This window comes from Streptomyces zagrosensis, from assembly GCF_014203645.1.
GTDB classification, from domain to species: domain Bacteria; phylum Actinomycetota; class Actinomycetes; order Streptomycetales; family Streptomycetaceae; genus Streptomyces; species Streptomyces zagrosensis.
The window spans coordinates 290,123-312,408 of sequence record NZ_JACHJL010000010.1 but is presented as its reverse complement, the minus strand read 5'-3'; the positions used below and the strand labels follow the sequence as shown (position 1 = coordinate 312,408).

The 22,286-nt window shown below is 69.3% G+C and carries 20 protein-coding genes and 1 pseudogene; 12 read left to right on the top strand and 9 right to left on the bottom strand.

Annotated features, from left to right (window positions below):
* Positions 1–3 precede the first annotated feature (3 nt).
* The 5 genes from FHS42_RS20520 to FHS42_RS20500 all read right to left on the bottom strand — a co-directional run bounded on the left by FHS42_RS20520 (position 4) and on the right by FHS42_RS20500 (position 5,807).
* Positions 4–579: a DUF4357 domain-containing protein gene (locus FHS42_RS20520; protein WP_246495015.1), complete on the bottom strand. Its 576-nt coding sequence runs from the start codon at positions 577–579 to the stop codon at positions 4–6.
* A gap of 67 nt (positions 580–646) precedes the next feature.
* Positions 647–3,151 (bottom strand): Hsp70 family protein, encoded by a 2,505-nt coding sequence (locus FHS42_RS20515; protein WP_184573977.1) that lies wholly within the window; start codon positions 3,149–3,151, stop codon positions 647–649.
* 60 nt (positions 3,152–3,211) lie between these two features.
* Positions 3,212–3,823, bottom strand: a complete 612-nt coding sequence (grpE, locus tag FHS42_RS20510; RefSeq protein WP_184573975.1) for a nucleotide exchange factor GrpE — start codon at positions 3,821–3,823, stop codon at positions 3,212–3,214.
* On the bottom strand, positions 3,820–4,107 hold the full coding sequence (locus tag FHS42_RS20505; protein ID WP_184573973.1) for a hypothetical protein: 288 nt from the start codon (positions 4,105–4,107) through the stop codon (positions 3,820–3,822). The genes grpE and FHS42_RS20505 overlap by 4 nt, the downstream gene beginning before the upstream one ends.
* Positions 4,104–5,807, bottom strand: coding sequence for a hypothetical protein (locus tag FHS42_RS20500; protein ID WP_184573971.1), 1,704 nt, complete (start codon positions 5,805–5,807; stop codon positions 4,104–4,106). Before FHS42_RS20500 ends, FHS42_RS20505 begins: the two co-directional genes overlap by 4 nt.
* A 191-nt stretch (positions 5,808–5,998) precedes the next feature.
* Between FHS42_RS20500 and FHS42_RS20495 the strand changes: the two are divergent.
* The 8 genes and pseudogenes from FHS42_RS20495 to FHS42_RS20460 all read left to right on the top strand — a co-directional run bounded on the left by FHS42_RS20495 (position 5,999) and on the right by FHS42_RS20460 (position 13,351).
* Positions 5,999–7,179: pseudogene (locus FHS42_RS20495) on the top strand (IS3 family transposase).
* Positions 7,180–7,357: 178 nt separating this feature from the next.
* Entirely contained in the window at positions 7,358–8,341 is a 984-nt protein-coding gene (locus tag FHS42_RS20490) for a tyrosine-type recombinase/integrase (protein ID WP_376772642.1), read from the top strand.
* Positions 8,342–8,459: 118 nt separating this feature from the next.
* The gene (locus tag FHS42_RS20485) at positions 8,460–9,293 is read left to right on the top strand and encodes a HipA family kinase (protein ID WP_184573969.1); all 834 of its coding nucleotides are present in this window, start codon (positions 8,460–8,462) and stop codon (positions 9,291–9,293) included.
* The gene (locus FHS42_RS20480) at positions 9,290–9,685 is read left to right on the top strand and encodes a DUF3037 domain-containing protein (protein WP_184573967.1); all 396 of its coding nucleotides are present in this window, start codon (positions 9,290–9,292) and stop codon (positions 9,683–9,685) included. Before FHS42_RS20485 ends, FHS42_RS20480 begins: the two co-directional genes overlap by 4 nt.
* A 134-nt stretch (positions 9,686–9,819) precedes the next feature.
* A complete protein-coding gene (gene fabG, locus FHS42_RS20475) occupies positions 9,820–10,581 on the top strand; it encodes a 3-oxoacyl-ACP reductase FabG (RefSeq protein ID WP_184573965.1) in 762 nt (253 codons plus the stop codon).
* 38 nt (positions 10,582–10,619) lie between these two features.
* Positions 10,620–11,396 (top strand): SDR family oxidoreductase, encoded by a 777-nt coding sequence (locus FHS42_RS20470; protein ID WP_184573963.1) that lies wholly within the window; start codon positions 10,620–10,622, stop codon positions 11,394–11,396.
* 246 nt (positions 11,397–11,642) lie between these two features.
* Positions 11,643–12,323: a uracil-DNA glycosylase gene (gene ung / locus FHS42_RS20465; protein ID WP_312866961.1), complete on the top strand. Its 681-nt coding sequence runs from the start codon at positions 11,643–11,645 to the stop codon at positions 12,321–12,323.
* Positions 12,324–12,613: 290 nt separating this feature from the next.
* The gene (locus tag FHS42_RS20460; protein WP_184573961.1) at positions 12,614–13,351 is read left to right on the top strand and encodes a hypothetical protein; all 738 of its coding nucleotides are present in this window, start codon (positions 12,614–12,616) and stop codon (positions 13,349–13,351) included.
* A 23-nt stretch (positions 13,352–13,374) separates the two neighbouring features.
* Here FHS42_RS20460 and FHS42_RS20455 read toward each other — a convergent pair whose 3' ends face one another.
* Positions 13,375–13,911, bottom strand: a complete 537-nt coding sequence (locus FHS42_RS20455; protein WP_184573959.1) for a DinB family protein — start codon at positions 13,909–13,911, stop codon at positions 13,375–13,377.
* Positions 13,912–14,222: 311 nt separating this feature from the next.
* On the opposite strand from FHS42_RS20455, the gene FHS42_RS20450 reads away from it, so the two are divergent.
* On the top strand, positions 14,223–15,122 hold the full coding sequence (locus tag FHS42_RS20450) for a Gfo/Idh/MocA family protein (RefSeq protein ID WP_184573957.1): 900 nt from the start codon (positions 14,223–14,225) through the stop codon (positions 15,120–15,122).
* A gap of 209 nt (positions 15,123–15,331) precedes the next feature.
* Here the strand turns inward: FHS42_RS20450 and FHS42_RS20445 are convergent, their stop codons facing one another.
* A complete protein-coding gene (locus tag FHS42_RS20445) occupies positions 15,332–16,267 on the bottom strand; it encodes a LysR family transcriptional regulator (protein WP_184573955.1) in 936 nt (311 codons plus the stop codon).
* 125 nt (positions 16,268–16,392) lie between these two features.
* Between FHS42_RS20445 and FHS42_RS20440 the strand changes: the two genes are divergently transcribed.
* Complete coding sequence (locus tag FHS42_RS20440; protein ID WP_184574056.1) at positions 16,393–17,448, top strand: DMT family transporter; 1,056 nt, start codon at positions 16,393–16,395, stop codon at positions 17,446–17,448.
* A gap of 503 nt (positions 17,449–17,951) precedes the next feature.
* Positions 17,952–18,362 (top strand): DnaJ family domain-containing protein, encoded by a 411-nt coding sequence (locus FHS42_RS20435; RefSeq protein WP_184573953.1) that lies wholly within the window; start codon positions 17,952–17,954, stop codon positions 18,360–18,362.
* A 200-nt stretch (positions 18,363–18,562) separates the two neighbouring features.
* Here FHS42_RS20435 and FHS42_RS20430 read toward each other — a convergent pair whose 3' ends face one another.
* Positions 18,563–19,435: an undecaprenyl-diphosphate phosphatase gene (locus FHS42_RS20430; protein ID WP_184573951.1), complete on the bottom strand. Its 873-nt coding sequence runs from the start codon at positions 19,433–19,435 to the stop codon at positions 18,563–18,565.
* Between the two features lie 277 nt (positions 19,436–19,712).
* On the bottom strand, positions 19,713–20,522 hold the full coding sequence (locus FHS42_RS20425) for a TVP38/TMEM64 family protein (protein WP_184573949.1): 810 nt from the start codon (positions 20,520–20,522) through the stop codon (positions 19,713–19,715).
* Positions 20,523–21,053: 531 nt separating this feature from the next.
* Between FHS42_RS20425 and FHS42_RS20420 the strand changes: the two genes are divergently transcribed.
* Complete coding sequence (locus tag FHS42_RS20420; protein WP_184573947.1) at positions 21,054–22,241, top strand: elongation factor Tu; 1,188 nt, start codon at positions 21,054–21,056, stop codon at positions 22,239–22,241.
* The last annotated feature ends 45 nt before the right edge of the window (positions 22,242–22,286 follow it).

Genomic DNA, 22,286 nt, shown 5'->3' with positions numbered 1-22,286 from the left:
GCGTCAGGCTCGCGCGGAGCAGACATATCGTCTCGCCACGCATGTGTCTGCGGGACCGGAACACCTCCGCTCGCGCGGAGCGGACTTGTGGGGAAATCCCGAACAAAGCGAGCGCGGCGGAACACCTCCGCTCGCGCGGGGCGGACAGCCGCGCACCAGCCATGCCTTGCGCGAGGCACGCCAACCGGTGGAGAGATAGTCAGCGAGCGGGTGACCCTCCGCGGTGCGCCACGACTCCGGGCCGGAGGCATCGTAGCCGTACACGAGCGCGGCGGCGGCTGAGGGGGAGTTGCACTCGATGTCCCGGGTCGCCCTGAACCGTCGTTGGTCCGGTGGCAGGTTGGGGTCGGCCGTCACGTCGGCGAGGCCGCCGCTCGCGCGCAGATCCGCGCGGTTGCGGCGGGCGTGGTCGCCGAGTCCGGGCCAGGTCTCGGCGGCCACCAGGCAGCCCTCCCGCAGCAGGAACTTGTGCGTGCCGTTGCCGCCGAACTCGGCCAGCAGATGCCCGCGCGCCTCACCGCCCTTGGGGAGCTTGATGCGCAACTCAGGAGTGCCGGGAAGGAACTCGGGGTGCGACATGCCTCTACTCTGCCTGTTGACACCGTCAATGGACTCTGGGTTGGTGAACAACGGCTTTCGAGAGCCGTCACCGCTTCGTCGGCAGCACGCTTCCCACAGACGGTGGGGTGGTCACGTCCGCGAACTGGCCGCTGCCTGCCTTGGCGAGGCCCACGAGCCGCACGAGCTGTGCGTCCTGAGCCGCCTGATCGCCACGTTCCACCGCACTGCGCAGCTCGTCGCGGGCGGTCACGATCTCCTTTCGCAGGGTCGCCGGGTAGGCGTTCTGTTCGGCCAGCCGGATGGTCACGAGGGAGGTCCGGACCTCTGGATCGATGCCGGTCCAGAGGTCCTCCAAGCGGTCGGTGTTCGCCCGCATGGCGTCGAGGTCCATGGCCTTACGTGCGTCCATGACCGCTTCGGCGGCTTCCCGCAGTTCTTCCAGGAGCGGCGGCGGCAGCAGCCCGCGCCCGCTCCGAGGAGCGATGCTCGCCTGCGCGTAGGCACTTCGGGCCCGTGTGCACAGGTCCAAGGTGGTACGGGCGGATTTTAGGAGCCCGTCCAGGGAACGACCCACGGTCTCTCCCTTGGCCAGCGCCGCCAAGTCGGCCTGGGCCTCGGTGAGGGCGTCGAGTTCGGCGGTGGCCAGACCGTGCTTGAAGTCGGCCAGGAAGCGCGCGTACCGGTTGTGGAGTTCGGCTGCCTTCCTGCCTGCACCTGTGGAGACCAAGCTGCGGCGGAGCTCCGCGCCTCGCCAGTCGCCGGAGCCGAGGCGATACTGCAAGGCGATGGTCCGGTCGGCATCGAGCCTCGCCTGAACGGTGAGCGGCACCTCTCCGCGGAGTCCCTCGGTGCGTTCGTCAACGAAGCTCCCGCAGAACTCGTTGCGCTGCGCCGAGCGCAGGTGCGGTCCTTCCCAGAGTTGGAAGCGCACGGATGCGCCGTTGTCGCTGCGTACCGCGAGGTCGTCGATCCGGTGCCATTCGGTCGGGTAGTGGGTGCCGCCGGGGAAGAGGACCTTGAGGGCGCCGTCGTCCAGCTCAAGGCCGATGTGCTGGGCCGTGACCTGCTGGGGAAGCGCGGTGCCGAAGTCGCCGCCGCAGAACGAGCAGTTGCTGAGACCGGGGACGTTGACCATGGCGCAGCCGGGGCATTTCAGTCCTCCCACGTCCAGTGGCGTGTCGCAGTCGAGGCACACGGTCGCGGAGGCGGGATTGTCCGCGCGACCGCATTCCGGGCACTCCGTGCGGACGGCCGCTGGGGTGACCGCCCGCAGCCCGGACAGATCCGTCGTGCATACGGGACAGACGGTGGTGAGTTCGGCGGCGGGGACGTGGCAGCCCGGGCAGTCCACCATGGCGGCGCCGAGGAGCGGGGCGTCACAGGACGGGCAGGCGTCCTCGGCCACGGGGATGCCATCGATCGTGCAACTCTCGGCAGGGCAGTCGAGACTGTCGAGGAGACCGGCCTCCACGGCGGCCCCATGGGCGACGGCCATCATGGGGTCCACCGCGTCCGAGACCGTGTCCTCACCGAAGAGCGTCTGAAGGTCACGCCGGACGGCGGGGATGCGAGTGGAGCCGCCGACCAGGAGGACTCGCTGGATGTCCTCGGGCAGCGAGCCGCTGTCCGTCAGCACCGACCCGACCGTGTCCCGCATCCTGCTCAGGTGCTCGGTGAGGAGCTCCTCGAAGTCGGTGCGCCGTACCGTCCCTGACCAGGATCCGCCCTGGGTACCGAGCGGTGCGAGCGTCACGTCGTAGGCGTCCTGCGCGGACAGTTCGACCTTCACGCGCTCGGCGGCGGCCCGGATGCGGGAGGAGTCACCTTCGCCGCTGTGATCGCGCCCGTCGAGCCGCGCACGAAGGTAGGAGTCCAGCAGTGCGTCGAAGTCCGCACCGCCGAGGAGATTGTCCCCGCCCAGCTTGTCCACCGAGAAGTAGCCGGGGCCGATCGTCAGCAGGGATACGTCGAAGGTGCCGCCGCCCAGGTCGAAGACGAGCAAGGTGGCGTAGTCCGGGGTCCCGTTCTCGCCCGACCTGATACCGAAGGCGTGTGCGGCGGCGGTTGGTTCCTCCACGATCCGCGCTACGTGGAAACCGGCCAGCCGCCCGGCTTCCCGCACCGCATGGGTCTGCGGCTCGGCGAAGTACGCCGGCACTGTGATCACCGCACGCTGGAACGGCACTCCCGCCGAGTCCTCGGCATCCTTCTTGAGTCGTCGCAGCAGGATGGCGGAGACCTGCACGGGGGAGAGGTAGTGCTCGCCGAGCCGGATCTCCACCGAGCCGTCGGCTCCGGCCCGCACCGGCGGCGCGTCGCCCGGACGCGTGACGAGCGCTTGTTGTACGAGGTCGTCGTCCCAGCGCCGCCCGATCAGCCGCTTGACCTCGGTAATGACGGAACGCGGGTCCCCCGCACGCCAGTTGAGGGCCTCCTGTCCCACCAGCAAGGCGCCTCGGGAGTCGATTCCAAGGGCGGACGGGGTGGCCGGATCACCGTGCCGGTTGGGCAGGACGGCGGGGACGCCGTCGTGCAGCCAGGCCGTGACGGAGTTGGTGGTGCCGAGGTCGATACCGAGAGTCCGGTGCATGGCAGAGTGCTTCCTGATCGTCATGGAGCGTCGGAGGCGAACGGGGCGGTACGGCGCCCGTCAGGTACGGCGGGAGCGGCGTCCGTGCCCGGCCGAGGGCTTGCGTGGCAGGCCGCGTCGTTGAGAGCGGGTGGTGCGCTGCGGCTGCGCCCGCCTGCTTCCTGAGGCGGCGATCGTGACCGAGGATTCGGGCTCGGGTTCCGGTGCCTGTCCAGGCACGGCGATGACCACCCGCGGGGCCCGCAGGACGGCGCCGCCCAGGCGGAAGCCGGTGAGCTTCTCCCCGAGTACCGTGCCTTCCGGCCAGGTCGGGTGCGGTTCCGTGCCGACGACGCACATCTCCGCCGGATCGACGACCCGGCCCACCACGTCCACCGGGATAACGTCGTGCTGGGCCAACTCGCGGCGCAGCATCCGGTGCGCCGCGTCGGCCTGCTCACTCAGCGCGATCGCTGCCGAGACCGACTCACGCGGGGACCGCACCTCGTGCAGGGCACCGGCTCGTCGGCTTGTGTCGGTGAGGACATCGTCCAGTGGCAGCAGCGCGGTCAGCAGGTCGCGCAATCGGGCCTCAGCCTCGTCGCGCTTGCGGGACAACGCCTCGACCCGGCGCCGCAGCTTGTCGAGTTCGGACGGCGGGCCGGTGGCCGCGGCCGGTGCGGGCTCGGTCACGGACGCTCCTTGGAGGCTTGCGGGGGCAAGGGCGGGGTGAGCATTTCGGCGACGAGTGCGGCGACGGGACCGCGAGAGGCTTGGTCGGCGCGCTTGATGAGCCCGTGCCTGAGCGAATCCTGTCGGGCCTTGGCCAGTGCTTGTGCCGCCTGTCTGCGCAGGGGCAGGGGGCGGGTGCCTGGCGCGATGCCGGGCACGAGTTCGTGAAGCGTGGGGCCGAGCCAGGGGATCGGGGGGAGCGCACTGTCACCACCGTTCGGGGTGGCGGATGTGTTGGTGGTCAAAAGAGAGCTTCCTGTTCGGTGTCGTCATGACCGTGCCTGGCGGAGCGAGGCCCGGGGCTCGGGCCGAAGAGCAGTCCCTGGGCGGGCAACCTGGCGCCGATCCGCTTAGCGCACACCCGGTCGCGCTGCGCCCCACCCGGATCGCCGACCTGCTCGCGCTCCCGGGCGCGGTTTAGGTAGGCGGATTCCACGGTCTGATCGAAACGGGCACTCACACCGGTCCGCATAAGATCCCGGAGAAACAGCTCGATGACGTCCGAGGGGGACGCAGTGGCTTCCAAGTTCTCCGCGAGCAGGAGAACGGCGGTGTCCAGCTGCTCTCTGACCTGACTGGTCCGGGCAGCGCCCGCGATGTCCACGGCCATGCTCAGTAGTTCGACACGGCGCTCCAGGGTGGTGCGGGTGCCGTCGGTGTCGGGGGCGGAGGTGGCGGTCATCGCCAGTTCCGCGTAGTGGTCCCCGAGCCACTTCCGGGCAGGTACGCACTCCGGGTGGCGTCCGAGCAGACCCTGCACATCGGCGGCACAGAGCTTGTCCCCCCGATCGAGGTCCGCTCTCAGGTGGTCGTCAAGGCCCGACCGGGCGCCCGGGTCCCCGGGCGTCACGTCCAGGGCGCGCGCGAAACGCCGACGGCTCTGCGCCGGGTCGCTCTTGAAGACCTGCTGGCCCTGACTCACCAGCTCGGCAGTCAACTCGGCCGCCACAGAAGTGTGCTGTGGCAGGAGGGCATGGGCCAGGTCGAGGCCCTGGATCCGAGTGACGGTTGAGTTACCGCGACCGGTGAAAGTCCGCCCCACGTTCGCTGCGGCGCGCAGTACGGCCTCCTGCTCCTTGGCCCCGAGGCTGCGTCCGAGCCGCGCCGCCGTGCTGAAGTCCGAGAGCGCCGAGATCCACTCACCGGCCCGTTCCCGGTCCTGGGCCCGCCCCGCCAGAGCCTGGGCCAGCGCGTCGGCGCAAGCACGGTGGTCGGGGGCGTCCACGGTCCAAGCGGTCGTGTCGGGATGGCGCGCGGTGTAGGCATCGAGGAGGTCGATACGGCGGCCATGCCGTACGAGATGAGCGGCGGCGAGCCCGAGGGGGATGAGACCGTCGGGGGCGGCGGCCGAGGGGACGACGACAGGGCCGAGTCCGTCGCACTCGGCCTCCCAGGCCGTCCTCCAGGCGGCGAGGGCGTCGCGGCCGGCTCGGACGTCCAAGGCGTGCAGCAGGTCGGTGACGCGTCCGTGCAGATGGTGGCGGGCTTCCTCCCAGAGCTCCTCGGGTATGGGGGTGTCGCGCCGTTGGCTGAGGAGCCCGTGGAACTCGCCCAGATTCTCCTCGTCCAGGAGGTGTGCCCACAGGACGATAGCGAGCGCGGCGGTATTGGCTTCGGCGTGCCGCTCCTCTTCGCTCAGCCTACGCAGGGCACTCACCGCAAGGGAGTGGACGACGCCGGTGTCCGCACAGTCCAGGTCGTCTCGGTCAGGGCACCATCGGGCTGCCTCCGGCCAGTTCCCCGCACGAGCGGCCAGTGCGGCGCGGAGTACGGCGTAACGCATCGTGGTGTCGTCGGTGTCGGAGGTGCCGAACTCATTCTTGAACCGCTGGAGAAGCGGCCGTACGAGACGGAACTCCGCACACAGAAAGGCGTCCTCAGCATCGAGCAGCAGGCCGCGCGCTGTGACGGTCCGGCCGGGTTCGCCGGTGTCTTTCCGCTGCACGGTCTGTCATCCCCCATGTTCCCCCGCCCTACAAGAAACCACCGTAAGGAGGCGTGTTGGCAACGTCAACGCGTGATCAGGCGGGTTGGCTGGTTCTCGTCGGGGTGTCTCTCAGGCCGGACGGGCGCTACCCCTTGATCGTGGACACCCTGATCTTTGGATCGTGAAGATCCATAGGACAGGAGTTCCCGTTGGGGACGTCGAAGTACTCATCTGAGTTCCGAGCCGATGGCGTCGCGATGTACCACGCCAGCCTGGGTGGGACGTACGCGTCGGTGGCCAAGGACGTGGGCGTCGCCCACGAGAGGCTGCGTACGTGGGTGCGGGACGCCGAGTAGGCCGCCCCGGCCCGGGGCCGTGGAGGCCACCGCGATGGAGAAGGAGAACCGGCAGCTGCGGGCGCGGGTGAAGGAACTTGAGCTCGGGCGGGAGATCCTGCGGAGGGCCGCCAAGTATTTTGCGGCCGAGACCAGCTGGTGAGCAGCCGCTTCCAGTTCGTCGACGATCATCGTGGCGCCTTCGGCGTCAAGCGGCTGTGCCGGATGCTGAAGTCTCGCGTTCCGGCTTCTACCGGCACCTGGCCGGCGCGCAAGCGCAGCCGGCCGGGCACGGGGCGATGCCGAGCTCGCCGAGCGGATCACCGAAATCCACCTGGAGTCTGACGGCTCCTACGGGGCTCTGCGCGTCACCGCCGAGCTCCGGGACTGCGGCGAGCGCGTCAATCACAAGCGGGTGGCACGCGTCATGCGGAAGTTCCACATCGTCGGGTTCCACCTGCGCAAGAAGGTCCGCACCACCGCCCCCGAGCCCTCGGCGACACCGGTGCAAGATCGCCTGCAGCGCGACTCCACCGCGACCACACCGAACAGCCGCTACGTCGGCGACATAACTTACCTCCCGGTGGGCAACGGCCAATTCCTGTATCTGGCAACGGTGTTGGACCTGTGCTCCAAACGCCTGGCGGGCTGGTCGATTGCCGGCCACATGCGCACGGAACTGGTCACCGACGCGCTCAAGGCCGCGGGCCTCGGCCCGGGGGGCCGGCGGCCTGCGCGGGGCCTTCTTCCACAGCGACAACGGGGCGCAATACGTCTCGAAGGAGTTCGCCCAGGTCTACGGGGACCTCGGCGTGATCAGATCGCGCGGCGCGGTGGGCACGAGCGCGGACAACGCCGCTGCGGAATCGCTCAACGCGACCATGAAACGCGAGACGCTCCAGGGCAGGCAACGGTGGAACGGGGCCTACGAGGCCCGGCTCGCCGTCTTCCGATGGGCGACTCGCCACCACACCCGCCGAAGGCACTCCCGCCTCGGCCAGATCAGCCCGATCGCTTACGAACAGCGATCAACTACGCCGGCCACCGCCGCATAGCAACCGGTGTTCACGATCAAGGGTGAAGCCCCGTCGCGGGTATCCCCGGAATCCGGGATCGTTCCTTCGAGATCCTGGAGGACGCCAAAGCTTGGCTTCGCCGGGCTGCCACAGACGAGGAGCGCGGGGAGTTCGCGACCCGCGTGACGGATCCATCACGCGGGCCGATTACATCGCATTGGACTGGGCGCCGGGCAGGGGAGGTGCTCCGAAGACCCAGCAGAGCCAGGAGCGGAGAGCCCGGCTTCACATCGTCCCGCATCTGGGCCAACTATCGCTTAAGAGCGTTACGCCGGCAGAGCTGCGCGCGTACATAGCGAAGTTGGAGGTCACCGTATCCTCGGTCGACTACCGGCGGGGCATCTTGTCCGAGCTGTCCAGCATTCTAGAGGCGGCCTTTGATGACAAGCGGCTCGCCAGGAACCCCATGCGTGCCAAGTCGGTGCGGTGGCCCAAGGCGTCGCAGGAACGTCGAGAGGCGTGGTTGCTGGCGACGGCCGTTCGGGTCCGGGAAGTGATCAGCCCACGGAATCGGATAGCCGTCGTGCTCGGACTGGGGTGCGGCCTTCGGCAGGGCGAAGTGTTCGGCCTTAGCCCGGAGGGCATCGACTATGCGAGGGGCGTGCTTCATGTCCGCCGCCGGGCGCAGACAGTCAGCGGGAGATCGTACTTCGCCCTGCCGAAGGGCGCGAAGACGCGCGTAGTTGACATGCCCTCATCGGTCGCTGAGGAGCTGAAGCGTCACGGCAAGGAGTTCCCGCCCGTCGAGGTGGAGCTTCCATGGGAGAGGCCGGGGGCGGGCAGACCGACAAGGACGTCTTCCCTCGTGCTCACCACGCGCTTCAGCAACGCCATCGCCGTGAACACGTGGAACACCTACACGTGGAAGCCCGCGCTTGCCGCGGCCGGCATCATCCCGCCGCGCGCCGAGGGCGCGAAGCCGTGGCAGTGGGAAGCGGCACCGAAGGACGGCTTCCATGTGCCGCGTCACACCTACGCCTCAATCATGTTGGAGGCGGGAGAGTCCGTGGTGACGTTGGCGCGGTGGCTCGGGCACTCCTCGCCGACTGTCACACTCAGTTACTATGCTCACTTCATGCTGGATGCCGGGAGCAAGGGGCGTACCGCGATCGACGGACTGCTCGGGAGGCAGGGCGATTAGCGTGACAATCGAAACTCCCCAGATTCTCCCCGGGGCTGATCGTGGCCGGGTCTCCCGCGCGAGCGTTCTTGGAGTTGACCGTGGTTTGTAAAGCTAAAGTGTCGGGTGGCCTGGGAAAATGCTGACAGAAGTCACCGCGACCCGCTATGTCACACCCTTGCGTGAGGGTGGCTCGCTCCCCGGGATCGTCGAGGCCGACGATCTCGGTACGTACGTCATGAAGTTCACCGGCGCCGGACAGGGCCGTAAGACGTTGATCGCCGAGGTGATCTGCGGTCAGCTCGGTAGGCGTCTGGGGTTGCGTGTTCCGGAGCTGGTGCAGATGCAGCTCGATCCGGTGATCGGCCTGGCCGAGCCGGACCAGGAGGTGCAGGAACTCCTCAAGGCCAGTGGTGGGCTGAACCTGGGCATGGACTATCTGCCTGGCTCGATCGGTTTCGACCCGCTCGCCTTCGCGGTGGACCCGGTGGATGCTGGGCGCGTGGTGTGGTTCGACGCGCTGATCAGCAACGTCGATCGCTCCTGGCGCAACCCCAATCTCCTGGTCTGGCACGGAGAGCTGTGGCTCATCGACCACGGGGCGACCATGATCTGGCAGCACAACTGGCCCACCGCCGGGCGGGCCGCGGCCAAGCCCTACGACGCGTCCGACCACGTCCTGGCCCCCTTCGGCCCCGACATCACGGCTGCGGCGAAGACGCTCGCCCCCAAGGTCACCCGGGACCTGTTGACCGAGGTTGCCGCTGATGTGCCCGACGTGTGGCTGCTTGATGAGCCGGGCTTCGAGGGGTCGGATGGGCCCGACCGGTTGCGTGCCGCGTATGTGGAGAGCCTGCTCGGACGGGTGGAGAACCTTCACGAACGGATCACGCTCGGTCCGCCGACCGCGCAGGCAGCCACTCAGGCACCCGCTTGGCTGCGCGTGTGGACCGAAGGGAAGGCCGCGAAGTGACTGGTCTGCACAACGGTCGCGATGTCTTCGAGTACGCACTGCTGCGTATCGTGCCCCGGATGGAGCGCGGCGAGTCGATCAACGCGGGCGTCGTCCTGTACTGCCACGCACGCTCGTTGGTTGCGGCGCGGACCCATCTCGATGAGGACCGACTGCGGGCGCTGGACCCGGCGGTGGACGTCGAAGGCGTGCGGGCCGCCCTACGCGCCGTCGAGAGCGTCTGCCACGGCGGTGCGCAGGCCGGGCAGGCGGCGGGTGATGCTGCCGGGCGCCGATTCCGATGGCTAGTCGCGCCGCGCAGTACGGTCGTCCAGCCCGGCCCGGTACACACCGGGCTGACCGTGGACGCGGAGGCGGAGGCCGACCGGCTGCTCGACCTGCTGGTGCGCTGATCGGGCACCCCGTTGACAGGCGGTGGCCAGGCTTCTAGCGTCTCGTCTACTGAGGCTACTAAGCGGTTGCTCAGCTTTCGGGTCGGGGGCCGGCACCGGACGCGGGCGACGCTTCCGAGGCGAGGAGAACCCGCATGTCCACCACCGAGCAGCGCGTCGCCATCGTGACGGGCGCGGCCCGCGGCATCGGCGCGGCCACCGCTGTGCGCCTGGCCGCCGATGGCCGCGCCGTCGCCGTACTCGACCTCGATGCGTCGGCCTGCCAGGGCACTGTGGAGACGATCACGGCAGCGGGCGGCACGGCGCTGGCCGTCAGTTGTGACGTCTCCGACTCGGCCCAGGTGGAAGCCGCTGTGGGGCGGGTCGCCGAGGAGCTCGGCGCCCCGGTGATCTTGGTGAACAATGCGGGCGTGCTACGCGACAACCTGCTGTTCAAGATGAGCGACACCGACTGGGACACGGTCATGAACGTGCATCTGCGGGGCGCGTTCTTGATGTCGCGCGCCTGCCAGAAGCACATGGTGGATGCGAAGTTCGGCCGTATCGTCAACCTCTCCAGCAGTTCCGCGCTCGGCAACCGGGGCCAGGCCAACTACTCGGCGGTCAAGGCCGGTTTGCAGGGCTTCACCAAGACCCTCGCCATCGAACTGGGCAAGTTCGGCGTCACCGCCAACGCCGTCGCCCCCGGCTTCATCGCGACCGACATGACCGTTGAGACGGCCGCCCGAGTCGGCATGGACTTCGAGGACTTCCAGGCCGCCGCGGCCACCCAAATTCCGGTGCAGCGGGTGGGCGAGCCCGGTGACATCGCGAACGCCATCGCGTTCTTCACCGGTGAGCAGGCAGGGTTCGTCTCGGGCCAGGTCCTGTACGTGGCCGGCGGCCCGCTCAACTGACCGGGAAAGTGCGAGGCAAACGTGAGGGAAGGCAGCTCATGACGACAGCGGACAGCGGCAAGGTCGCCCTAATCACGGGTGGCAGCCGTGGCATTGGCTACGGCGTGGCCGAGGCCCTGGTGGCGCGTGGCGATCGAGTGTGTGTCACGGGGCGCAACGAGGGCGCGCTCCAGGAGGCCGTCGAGGCGCTGGGTGCCGCGGCGCCCGGAGGCGAGGGCGCGAGCCGGGTGATCGGCGTTGCGGGCAAGGCCCACGACGAGGCGCATCAGGCCGTTGCCGTGGCGCGCGTGATGGAGACGTTCGGCCGGGTTGACTTCCTGGTCAACAACGCCGGCACCAACCCGGTCTTCGGGCCGATCGCCGAACTCGATCTCGGAGTGGTGCGGAAGGTTTTCGAGACCAACGTGATCTCAGCCCTGGGCTTCGCTCAGCAGACGTACAAGGCATGGCAGAAGGAGAACGGCGGCGCGATCGTGAACATCGCGTCCATCGCCGGCGTTGCGCCGTCCCCTTTCATCGGCGCGTACGGCATGAGCAAGGCCGCGATGGTCAACCTCACGCTGCAACTCGCGCACGAGATGGCGCCGCTGGTACGGGTGAATTCCATCGCCCCCGCGGTGGTTAAGACGAAGTTCGCCGCCGCGCTGTACGAGGGCCGTGAGGAAGAGGCTGCGGCGGCCTACCCGCTGGGGCGGCTCGGCGTGCCGAAGGACATCGGGGGCGCTGCCGCCTTCCTGTTGTCGGACGACTCGGCCTGGGTCACCGGCCAGACGCTGATCGTGGACGGTGGCCTGTTCCTCAACGCGGGCGTCTGACGCGCGGTGCCCAGACGCCGGCCGGCGCGTTGAGTACGGTCCGCGAAAGCGGTGATGGCGGAGTTACCCCGGGCGCTGGTTCGCACGAACCAGCGCCCGGGCCTCCCGCGTTGGACGCGGTTGAGCGTACGAGCGGGGGCGCGGGCAGCGAGGCGCTGGGCGAGGGAGCGGTGCGCGGCGGCCAATGTCAGTGGCCGGGGGTACGTTCGTAACCGTCAAGCCCGAACGGACCAAAGGAACACCCAAGTGACCGACATGCTGCCCGAGTCCTGGCAAGACGCCCTGGGCGACGAGCTGCTCAAACCGTACTTCCCGCAGCTCACCGAGTTCGTCGAGGAGGAGCGGGCGCGCGGCCCCGTGTACCCGCCGCGCGATGAGGTGTTCGCCGCGCTGGATGCCACCCCGTACGACCAGGTGAAGGTGCTGATCCTCGGACAGGACCCGTACCACGGTGAGGGGCAGGGACACGGGCTGTGCTTTTCGGTGCGCCCAGGCGTCAAGACCCCGCCCTCGCTGCGGAACATCTACAAGGAAATGCACGATGAGCTTGGCCACCCCATTCCCGACAACGGCTATTTGATGCCTTGGGCCCAGCAGGGCGTGCTGCTGTTGAACGCGGTGCTGACGGTGCGGTCAGGTGAGGCCAACTCCCATAAGGGCAAGGGGTGGGAGACCTTCACCGATGCGGTGATCCGGGCCGTGAACGCCCGGCCCGACCCGGCCGTCTTTGTGCTCTGGGGGAACTACGCCAAGAAGAAGCTGCCGCTGATCGACACCGAGCGGCACGCCGTGGTGCAGGGCGCGCACCCCTCGCCGCTGTCCGCTCGGCTGTTCTTCGGCTCCAAACCGTTCACACAGATCAACGGTGCGGTCGCGGCGCAGGGCCACCAGCCGATCGACTGGCGGATACCCCATCTGGGCGCGTAGCTAGCGGACGCTCGTGCGGGGTGCGGGGTGCGGGGTGCGGGGTGCGGGGTGCAGGGTCCGGGGTGCCGCGGGCCGCTCCTTATCCGGCGGCGGAGCCGCCCGGACGTGGCCGATGCCTGGGCCCGAGGGCTACTCGGCTCGGGCCCGGGACTGCATTCGGCCGCGTGTTCGCCGGTCGGGTCGGCTCCTGGCCCATCCCGGCCTCTCGCTGGCGCCTGAGCCGGATCGCTGGTGGCTGCGGTTAGCGTCGGGCCGACCACGGGGAACATCGGGGCGACAGATGGGAGGCCATGGTGGCCAAGCAGCAGGAGGAGGCGTCGTCGGACGCCATGCTGACCCGGATCGGGCAGGCGGTGATGCTGCACAGAGGCGGTGACCGCGAAGAGGCGAGGAACCGCCTCGGGGAGCTATGGCAGGAGATCGGCGCGGACGGCGATGCGCTGCACCACTGCACGTTGGCGCACTATCTGGCCGACACCCAGGACGACCCGGCCGACGAACTGGCCTGGGACCTACGGGCCTTGACCGCCGCTGATCGGCTGATGAGGGGGCGAGGCGAGGAAGCGAGCACATCGGAAGAAGCAGTGGGCGAAGGGCACGCAGCGCGCTCGGGTGACGCGGCGGAGCGTGCCGCGCGGCCCGTAGCCGAGCCCGAACTGCACCTGCCGACAGACCACGCCGGGGCGCCGCTGGGGGAGGCGCTGGGGCCGACTGGCGATGCGGGGGCGCCCGGTGAGGAAGGCGGCCAACTGGGCGAGGAGCAGGCGCAAGCCATGCGGCAGGAGAGAGTAGCGGCGGTGCGCGGGTTCTACCCATCGCTGCACCTCAACCTTGCCGCCGACTACGTCAAACTCGGCCGCCCGGACGCGGCCCGGGCCCAACTCGACTTGGCCAAGGCGGCGTCTGGGGTGCTAGCGGACGACCCGTACGGCAACGGGGTGCGCGCGGCGATCGGGCGGATGGAACTGCGGCTGTCCGGTGCACCGGACGAACACGCGCCGCCGCCGGAGCATCGGCCGCGGCCGTGACATGGCCACGACCAGCCGTGACCCTACTCGCCAGTCGCGCCGTCGATCCGCTGCCGGATCAGGTCCGCGTGGCCGTTGTGCCGCGCGTACTCCTCGATCATGTGGATGTAGATCCAGCGCAGGCTGAACGTCTCATCCCGTCGAGAAGCGGTGTCATCGAGGGTGCGGCCCGCAGCCGCCTCTCGGGCGAGCGTTATCTCGGCACGCCAGGCGGCCATGCTCTCCTGGGGATCGGCATCGGCCACCTCGAAATCGCCGTCCGGGGCCTCGGTGGACCAATACAGCGGCGGGGCGTCCTCGGCGGACAGGACGCGGCGAAACCAGTTGCGTTCCACATCGGTCATATGCCGTACGAGGCCGAGCAGTGAGAGGTCGGAGGGCGGCGTGGACGCCTCGCGCAACTGGGCCGTGGTCAGGCCCTCGCACTTGAGGGCCAGCGTCTCCCGGTGATAGTCGAGCCAACCCTCCAGCATGCTGCGTTCCTCCGCGATCAGCGGGGGTTCGCGGCGGTCCGCGCGGGCTACGGAGGAGGCGGTCGCAGAGATATCGGTCGTAGTCATAGCGGCCATCATGGTCCGCCGGTACGCGGCGGGCCACGCATTATCCGCCTTTCGCGGCGGTGCGGGAGGGACACACGGCCAGTGGCCCGAGGCGGCCCCCGGGGCGCAGCCGCAGCGCGCGAGGGGCCCGGTCGGTGCCCCGCGACAGGGGTGATGCGCTGGTCAGCGGTCTGCCCCCAGCACGTATGCTGCCCGAGCACAGCGGCACAGCAGTAACAGCGGTACCGGATGCTGTCGCCGCAGGGGCACGGGAGCGCCGCCATACCGGCGCAGGCGAGGCGCGCGGTGGGCGCGTGGATGAGGGAGGGTCTGTGAAGGTTGGCTGCATTGGCCTGGGAGACATCGCGCGCAAGGCGTATCTACCGGTCATCGCCGCTCAGCCGGGTGTCGAGCCGCATCTGACGACGCGTACCCCAGCCACCTTGCACAGCGTCGGCGACGCGCTGCGTATCCCCGCCGCGCAGCGCCATCCGCATCTGGACTCATTGTTGGCGGCCGGACTTGACGCGGCGTTCGTGCACGCACCGACCGGCGCACACGCCGAGATCGTCACGCGCCTGGTCGAGGCCGGGGTGCCCACGTACGTGGACAAGCCGATCGCCTACGAACTTGCCGACAGCCAGCGCATCGTTGCTCTCGCGGCGAAGCGCGCAGTCAGCCTGATGGTGGGCTTCAACCGCCGTTACGCGCCCGGTTACGCCCAGTGTGCCGACCATCCGCGCGATCTGATCCTGATGCAGAAGAACCGGGTCGGCCTCGCCGAGGACCCGCGCACATTGGTACTGGACGACTTCATCCATGTCGTTGACACCCTGCGCTTCCTGGCGCCTGGGCCGATCGAGCACATCGACGTTCGCGCGAAGATCCGGAACGGGCTGATGCACCATGTGCTGCTTCAGCTCTCCGGCGACGGTTTCTCAGCGGTTGGCACCATGAACCGGATGAGCGGCTCCACCGAAGAGATCCTGGAGGTCTCCGGCGAGGGCACCAAGCGCCAGGTGCTCAACCTCGCCGACATCGTGGACCACAAGGGTCAGCCGAGCGTGCGCCGCCGGGGCGACTGGGTGCCGGTCGCACGGCAGCGGGGCATTGAGCAGATCACCCTGTCCTTCCTGGACGCCGTGCGCGCCGGGCGGTTTCTCGACGCGCAGGACGCACTGCGCACGCACGAACTGTGCGAGCGCGTCGTCACCCAGGCACTGGTCACGTAGCAGCACTGGCTCCGTACCAACGCTGGCCACGTAGCGGCACTGGCCACGTAGCAACGCTGACCGCGCAGTCACGCCCCAGGTGGCGTACCCGCGAGGGGCGTGCCGGCCTGGCGCTCCTGGGCCGTGGGGGAGCGTGCGGGCCTGTGGGGTCCCCCGGCGGCGACCTGGCGTCGCCACCGACCCATGGGTTGACCTGGTGCAGCGTGTGGCTAGTTGGCGCTGGCTTCCGGCGTGCAGGGCTGCCCGGTGAGGTGGGGTGTGCTGGCGGCGGCGCGTAGCGCGTCCAGCAGGCCGTGCAGCGCGGGCTGGGCCAGTGATACCTCTCGTACTGCGGCGTAGATCGCCCGTACCGGTTCCGGGTTGCGAACCGGGCGCACCGTGACGCCCGGGTGGCGGTTTCGCAGCCCCATGCGCGGCATCAGCCCAACGCCAAGGCCCGCGGCGACGAAGCCCTGAGCGGTGGCGTAGTCCTCGCTCTCCACCACGAAGTCCGGGCTGAATCCGGCGGCGGCACAGGCGTCGAGCACCGGCTCAAGACAGGGACCGGGCGGCTCGCTGCCCACCCACGGATCATCGGCGAGCTTGGCGAGGTCGAGTACGGGTTCGGCCGCCAGCGGGTGCCCGATGGGCAGCACCGCGTCGTACGGGTCGTCAAGGAGCCGCACCAGGCGGACGCCGTCGCGGAGCCGATCGCGCGGTCGCACCACGATGGCCAGATCGGCGCTGCCCTGCTCCACCTCGGGCAGCGGATCATCAGGTTCGATGAGCTTCAACTCGATCCGCACACCTGGGTGTTCGCGGCGCAGTTCAGCCAGGGCGGGCGCGACGAGCACGGCGCCCGCGGTGGCGAAGTAGCGGACGATCAGCCGGCCGGTACGTCCGGCTCGCAGATCGGCCAGCGCCGTCTCCGCCTCGGCGAGGTTCTTGCTGATGATGGCCGCGTGCTCGGTCAGTAGCCGGCCGGCGGCCGTAGGCCGCACGCCGCGGCCCACGCGTTCCAAAAGGGCGGTCCCTGCCTGCTTCTCCAGGGCCGCGACCTGCTGACTGACGGCGGACGGGGTGTACCCGAGGTTGGCCGCCGCCGCGGTGACCGATCCGCTGGTGACCACCGCGCGAAGCACCTGCATACGTCTCACATCCAACATGTAGGACAGCTTAATGGTACGTGTTCAACTTTGCGCTTGTCCTGTCGTATTGGGTGCGGGATCGTTTCTTACGAACGACGGCGACCGGACGGAGGAGATGCAGGGTGAGCAGCGGTGAACGCGGGATGAGTTGGGCGGGTGCACGCGTCGGTGTGCTGGCCCTGTTGTGGGGATCGACCTTCTTGTGGATCAAGCTGGCGCTGGAGGGGCTGTCGCCCGTCCAGGTCACGCTGACCCGCTGCGCGCTGGGGGCGCTTCTGCTCCTGGGGCTGTGTGCCTCGATGCGCGTGCGGCTGCCGCGCGGCCGGACGATATGGCGACACCTGTTCGTCGCGGCGTTCTTTTGCAATGCGCTGCCGTTCGCCCTGTTCAGCCTGGGCCAGCAGACCATCGATTCGGGCCTGGCCGGGGTGCTGAATGCGACCACTCCGCTATGGTCCCTGCTGATCGGCGTGACCATCGGCACCGAGCGCGGGCTGCGGCCGGTGCGGCTGGGCGGGCTGTTGCTCGGCTTCGCCGGCATTGTGCTGATCTTCGCACCGTGGCGGCAAGCGGGGCTTGTGAGCTGGGGCGCACTGGCCATCCTTGGGGCCGCCGCGAGCTACGCCATCGCCTTCACCTACATGGGGCGCCACCTCGTCGGCAAGGGCACACCTACCCTCGCGCTGTCCACGGCGCAGCTCATCGCGGCCACCGGTCTGACGGTGCTCACCGTGCCGACGGGCGGCCTGGAGCATCTTGAGTTGGCCCCGAAGGCGCTGGTCGCGGCCGTGGTGCTGGGGGTCGTCGCCACCGGCGTCACCTTCCACCTCACGTACCGCATCATCGCCGACGAAGGCGCCACCAACGCGGCCACCGTGGGCTATCTGCTGCCGGTGGTCTCGGTCGGCCTTGGAGCGGTTGTCCTGGATGAACCCTTGAGCGTACGGGTGATCGCGGGCATGGCAGTCGTGCTGGTCGGCGTGGGCATGACGCGCCGGGGCAAGGCCACGACCGCTGCGGCGCCGCAGCCATCGATACTGCCCGCAGCGCTCTCGCCGGCACCGTCAACGCCGCCAACAGCGCTGGCGGCGCCCGCCCCTCGCGTGACTCTCCACCACCCGCCCACCCCGGCTCCCGTGGGGCAGCCGGCCCCTGTGGCGCATCAGGACCCCACGGTGGTTGCCGCGCCCCGCTGCTGACGCACCGGACCACCCGGCGGCCCGGTGCCCGCTGTGCGCAGCGCCCGGCCGCCGGCCACCGCACCGGCGATGACCAGCGCGGCCATCGCTGTGTACCGCGGCCAGTCACCAAGCCGTGGCACGCTGATCTGGGGCCCGAGTCATCAAGGTCGAGCGGCCGGGCGGTGACTTCGCGCGACGACAACCGGGCGATGTCGAGCTCACCTAGATTCTGTCTGTCTGTCTGTCTGTCTGCCTGCCTGCCTCGCCGAGTTCACCGCCCATGCGCTGCTGGCGCATGCGGATGGGCGCGGCACAGGCGCTCGGCCAGCACACGGGCGCGATCCGGGCGGAGCTCGCGGAGTGGTGACCGTGGAAGCGGCATCCGGTGGGGTTTCTGGGTGAAGGTGCGGATGCGGCGCTTTCCCTGCCCGGCTGCCGGCGGCCGGTGGGCATCTCTTACCCTCGGTTGTGCGTCTGGTAGTACGCCACCCGCCGTGGCCCGGATGAGGGAGAGCCGCACCATGACAGAGCGTAAGCCGCCCGGTGTCAGCTTCGAGAGCTTTGTCGATAAACAGATCCGAGAGGCTGCCGAGCGCGGGGAGTTCGAGAAACTGCCTGGCTTCGGAAAGCCGCTCGACCGCCCGACCGCGCCCTACGACGAGTCCTGGTGGATCAAGGAGAAGATGGCGCGCGAACACATCTCCTTCCTGCCACCCAGCCTGGTGCTGCGCAAGGAGGTGGAGGACGCGCTGGAGGCGGCGGCCAAGGCCCCGTCCGAGCGCGTGGTGCGGCGGATCATCACGGAGATCAACGAGAAGATTCGCGGGGCACTGGCCCGACCGCCCGAGGGCCCGCCGCTCAACCTAGTTCCCCTCGACCCCGAGCACGTGGTCGCGGACTGGCGCACCGGACGCGAGCGACACGGGGTCTGAGCCTGCCCCGCGCCACCGCCGGCGGGAAACGGCACAACGGCCCGCAATGCGGCACGCCCCGCACCGTCGCCTCATGGCGCGGGGCGGGGCGATTTTCGCGCGGCCGGTTCTTTGCCCAGCGGGCGGGGGGTGGGACAGGGGGCGCGGTCAGTATGGGCCAAACCCGGCACACCCCCGGCCAATTCCGCCTCACCGGGCGACTAGTCGCCCGACTCGCCCGCGTGCGGGCTCAGTGCGTCGGAGCCGACCAGGGCGAAGATCACCAGGCCGAGCAGCACGCGGTAGTAGACGAACGGCATGAAGCTCTTTGTTGAGATGAACTTCATGAACCATGCGATCACCGCGTATCCCACGATAAACGCGATGATCGTGGCGAAAATCGTCGGACCCCAGGACACATGACCCTCACTCGCGTCCTTGAGCTCGAACGCACCGGAGGCCAGCACGGCCGGGATGGCGAGCAGGAAGGAGTAGCGTGCCGCGGCTTCGCGGGTGTAGCCGAGGAAGAGGCCACCACTGATGGTGGCACCTGAGCGGGACACCCCGGGCACCAGCGCCATGGCCTGACAGATGCCGAACAGCAGACCGTCCTTGGTGGTCAACGCGTTGAGGTCCTTGCGGTGCTTGACCGCCCGATGGCGACCGCCCGTCTCGTCCCTGGCCGCGAGTCGGTCCGCGATGGCGAGCACCACGCCCAGCACGATGAGCGTCGTCGCGATCAGTCGCAGATCGCGGAACGGGCCATCGATCGCATCTTGCAGCGTCAGCCCGAGCACGCCGATCGGGATCGAGCCGACGATCACCAGCCAGCCCATCTTGGCGTCGTGATCGCTGCGTAGCTGCTTGTTGACCAACGACCGTGCCCAGGCGGAGATGATCCGCGCAATGTCCTTGCGGAAATAAATGATCACTGCGGCCTCGGTGCCGATCTGAGTGATCGCGGTGAAGGCCGGCCCGGGATCGCTCCACCCGGCGAATGCCGCCGTCAGCCGCAAATGGGCACTGGAGGAGATCGGCAGAAACTCGGTCAAGCCCTGGACGAGTCCGAGGATGAAGGATTCAAACCAAGACATCGATATCTATGCCATCCAAATGCTGATCACGTTCTGACCAGCAACATTGCAGGCCAAAGGCGGTTTCTGGGCAGGCTTGCGGTGCGTGTGTGCGGTCATACGGAATCTGGTCTGGCCGGACTCATGCTGACTTTCGCTGAGTGAGCTGACGGGACACTAGTGAGCTGCGCGGCGCTAGGGCCACGGCCCGACCACGATCATCCACCAGTCAGGGGCAGCGTAGCGCCCGTTCGTGAAGGAGCGGACAGAGCCCTCGGTTACGGGCGTATGCGGGCTGTCATGGACCTGGCGTTGCCGTGTGTTCCAGCAGGGCTTGCTTGTCTTGCCTTGTGCTTCCTATGCAGCCCTCTTGCTTGTCATCTTGCTTGTCATCTTGCGCTGGCGCGGTCTCGCCGCGCAGCCGCGCGCGCTTGCGCCAGGCAACCAGCACGGCCATGAGGCCCGTGACGGCGATGAAGGCCATGGCGGCGATGAAGACGGGCGAGGTGGGGGACGAGGCGCGGCTGCCCGCGATCACATAGGCGGCCGTGTTGGGCACGCTGCCAAGGCCCGTCGCCAACAAGAACGGCAGCCAACCCATCCGCGAGATCGCCGCGCAGTAGTTCGCGGCGGCGAAGGGCACCCCCGGAAACAGCCGCAGCGCGAGCATCGAGCGGAACCCATGATTGCTCAGTTGCCGATCGGCCGCCGCAAGGAACTTGGCCCGCAGCAGCGGCCGTAGCGCGTCCTGCCCGAGCAGCCGCCCGAGCCCGAAGGCGATGCCGGCGCCGATGACGGTCCCGGCCACGGCGGCAGGCAACCCCGCCTGGCTGCCGAACAACGCGCCCGCCGCGAGGTTGAGCAGCGGCCTTGGCACCAGGGCCGAGGTGCACACCCCGTACACCGCTGCGAACACCATCACGGCGGCGGCGCCTGACATCTGCGGGGGCCACCCCGTGCTCAGCAGCCGCTGCGGCTCGAAGACCAGCACCATCGCGCCCGCGCCGGCCAGCAGCATGATGAGCAGGCCGAGCCGGGCGCGTGGCGACAGCAGCACCCGGACACACCGCGCGGCGAGACCAGGGGACTGCATGGCAGGTTCGAACATCGGTGGAGCGTAACCGACCCCGGTGTGAACCGGGTGTCCTGTGGACGCCCGGGAACGAAACCCTGGCGGGCCCGGGGCACCCGCCGAAGCCCGGTCCTGAGCGGCGCCGCAGATCACGGGCCGTGGCGAGGGTGGGACGGGGGAGCGAAAACCGCTCGACCGGGCAACGGGCGAGAGCCATGATCAGGCACATGGTCCGGTATGCCCCGCTCACGCCCATGCCCCCAGCTGCCGCCGCCGCTCCGGTGCTAGCCACTCCAACCGTCCCGACCGACGGCATAGGTCGCTGACCCTCCCCGAACATTCGGCGGACCCCACAGGGGGCCGGTCCGGCTCGGGGCCCGCGCGAGCCGGTTGACTCGCGCGGCACCCGGCACCCCGGGCCCGTCCCCTCGCCGACTCGCCCCCTCGCCCCCCTCGCTTCACCCGGGCCACGCCGGGTCGGCCGCGTTGCCCCAGCTCGCTGCTCACGTGCCGTTTCAGAGGGCCCGAAGCTCCCAAGGCCCCCGCCGTATCCCAAGGAAGGAACCCATGTCTCGGCAGGCGTACGCCCGCACCAAGCCACACCTCAACATCGGCACCATGGGCCACGTTGGTCACGGCAAGACCATCCTGACCACCGCTATGGCACGGCTGCTCAGGATGCGGGGCGCGAGAACCCTCGTACCGCTCGCCCGAAGTGACCGGGCGACCAAGAAGGTCGCACCTGGCACCGTCGTCAACGTCGCGGGCGTGGAAGCCGCGCACGTGGAGTACGAGACCGAGACCCGTCACTACGCCCATCTGGACCTGCCGGGACACGCCGACTCCATCCGGCACTTGATCATCGGGACCGCGCAACTCGACGGGGCCATCCTCGTCGTTTCCGCACTCGATGGCGTCGAGCCGCAGACCGTCGAGCATCTGCTGCTGGCCCGCCAGGCCGGCGTCCACCACCTGGTCGTCGCCCTCAGCAAGGCGGACGCCGGTGGCGCAGACCTGATGGAGCTGATCGAGTTGGAGATCCGCGACCTCCTGACCGCACACGGCTATCCGGGCGACACCACCCCCATCGTCCGGGTCTCCGGGCTGCGGGCGCTGGAAGGCGACCCACGGTGGATCGGCGCCATCGAGGCGCTGCTCGACGCCGTGGACACCTGCCTACCGACCCCGGTACGCCACCTGGGCGCGCCCTTTTTGCTGCCCATCGCGCAGGCCGTGGTCACCACCGGCCGCGGAACGGGCGTCACCGGAACCGTCGAGCGAGGCACGGTACGCATCGGGGACCGGGTGCAGATCATCGGACCAGGCATCGAGGCGATGGTGAAGGGTCTGGAGACCTTCGCCGCGCCGGTGGCGTCCGCCGAGGCGGGGGATCGCGTGACGCTGCTGCTCCGTGGCGTGCCGCGCGGCGCGATACGCCGTGGCGACGTTGTCGCCGCCCCCGGCAGCCTGACGTCACGACGGCGTTTTTCGGCCCGCATCCGGGCGCTCTCGGTAGCGGAGGGTGGCCCGCGCGCGCCGTTGCTCACTGGCTGCCGCCCGCGCTTCCACCTGCGTACGGCCGAGGTCACCGGCGAGATCGACCTCGGCGAGGTGAACATGGTCCGGCCAGGCGACACCCTTACCCTGCGAGTCGAGCTGAGCCGCGCGACCCCCCTGCAACCCGGCCTTGACTTCGCGATGCGCGAAGGTGGCCGGACGGTGGGCGTGGGCAGGGTCCGCACGGTCGAGGACTGAGCGCGCGCCCACAGCCGGCCGGCCACACCGAGGCGAGCGGAGCGC

Excerpts from the sequence above, each read along its gene's own strand:
- FHS42_RS20435 (WP_184573953.1), top strand. The coding sequence starts at position 17,952 with ATGACAGAGCGTAAGCCGCCCGGTGTCAGCTTCGAGAGCTTTGTCGAT.
- fabG (WP_184573965.1), top strand. The coding sequence starts at position 9,820 with ATGTCCACCACCGAGCAGCGCGTCGCCATCGTGACGGGCGCGGCCCGC.
- FHS42_RS20430 (WP_184573951.1), bottom strand. The coding sequence starts at position 19,435 with ATGTCTTGGTTTGAATCCTTCATCCTCGGACTCGTCCAGGGCTTGACC.
- FHS42_RS20445 (WP_184573955.1), bottom strand. The coding sequence starts at position 16,267 with ATGTTGGATGTGAGACGTATGCAGGTGCTTCGCGCGGTGGTCACCAGC.
- FHS42_RS20515 (WP_184573977.1), bottom strand. The coding sequence starts at position 3,151 with ATGCACCGGACTCTCGGTATCGACCTCGGCACCACCAACTCCGTCACG.
- FHS42_RS20440 (WP_184574056.1), top strand. The coding sequence starts at position 16,393 with ATGAGTTGGGCGGGTGCACGCGTCGGTGTGCTGGCCCTGTTGTGGGGA.
- FHS42_RS20460 (WP_184573961.1), top strand. The coding sequence starts at position 12,614 with ATGGTGGCCAAGCAGCAGGAGGAGGCGTCGTCGGACGCCATGCTGACC.
- FHS42_RS20455 (WP_184573959.1), bottom strand. The coding sequence starts at position 13,911 with ATGACTACGACCGATATCTCTGCGACCGCCTCCTCCGTAGCCCGCGCG.
- FHS42_RS20520 (WP_246495015.1), bottom strand. The coding sequence starts at position 579 with ATGTCGCACCCCGAGTTCCTTCCCGGCACTCCTGAGTTGCGCATCAAG.
- FHS42_RS20485 (WP_184573969.1), top strand. The coding sequence starts at position 8,460 with ATGCTGACAGAAGTCACCGCGACCCGCTATGTCACACCCTTGCGTGAG.
- FHS42_RS20425 (WP_184573949.1), bottom strand. The coding sequence starts at position 20,522 with ATGTTCGAACCTGCCATGCAGTCCCCTGGTCTCGCCGCGCGGTGTGTC.
- FHS42_RS20420 (WP_184573947.1), top strand. The coding sequence starts at position 21,054 with ATGTCTCGGCAGGCGTACGCCCGCACCAAGCCACACCTCAACATCGGC.
- FHS42_RS20470 (WP_184573963.1), top strand. The coding sequence starts at position 10,620 with ATGACGACAGCGGACAGCGGCAAGGTCGCCCTAATCACGGGTGGCAGC.